The organism is Filobacillus milosensis, assembly GCF_004402015.1.
Taxonomy (GTDB): domain Bacteria; phylum Bacillota; class Bacilli; order Bacillales; family Alkalibacillaceae; genus Filobacillus; species Filobacillus milosensis.
The window spans coordinates 1-738 of record NZ_SOPW01000046.1 but is presented as its reverse complement, the minus strand read 5'-3'; the positions used below and the strand labels follow the sequence as shown (position 1 = coordinate 738).

Below are 738 nucleotides of genomic sequence, written 5' to 3'. Positions count from 1 at the left end.
TTGCGTTTCACAAAATCTTTGAATTGTTTAAGGTAATGTTTCGGCACCTTACGCTCTGAACGTAGCTGTTTACGCTCACTACCCTTGTCGTTATCTTCGATTTGTTGATCGTACTCGTTTACTTTTTCATCTAACTGATTAACGATATTGTTGAGTTCTTCAGTGGAAAGTTCATCCGAACTTTCACGTTCAATCCCAGGTATAATTTCTTGTTCAAGTAATTCGTTATACATTTGGTTAGACTTTTCGATTAATTGGGCACTATAGTTTTCAGTAGACTTACGCCATACAAACGTAAATTTATTGGCATTCGCTTCAATTTTAGTTCCATCAATAAAAATGGCTTCTTCCTCAATCATGTTGTTTTCGACAAGTTGACAGCGAAATTGAACAAAGCAGTCACGTAATAAATCTTTGACCTGTGGGTGCACACGGAAACGATTAATGGTTCTATAACTTGGTTCATGTCCTTGTGCCAACCACATCATACGAACACTATCTTTAAGTAGCGCTTCAATCTTCCTTCCGGAAAACACAGATTGGGTATAAGCACATAGAATGATTTTCATCATCATCTTAGGGTGATAAGCGGGGCAGCCTGTACTGCGCGAAAAGCTTGAAAAAGCTTCTTCAGGCATCTGTTCAACCAAATCATTTACAGTATAGGCGATATCATTTTTGTCTAGTTTTATTTCTAAATCTAAAGGCAAAACCACTTGATTCATGTTATAATCTTTA

General features: G+C 36.9%; 1 protein-coding gene. It reads right to left on the bottom strand.

Features of this window, described 5'->3' with window-relative positions; all coding sequences use genetic code 11:
• Positions 1-738 (bottom strand): transposase (locus E3U55_RS17050; RefSeq protein WP_134341676.1); only part of this gene is annotated, 738 nt, incomplete at both ends.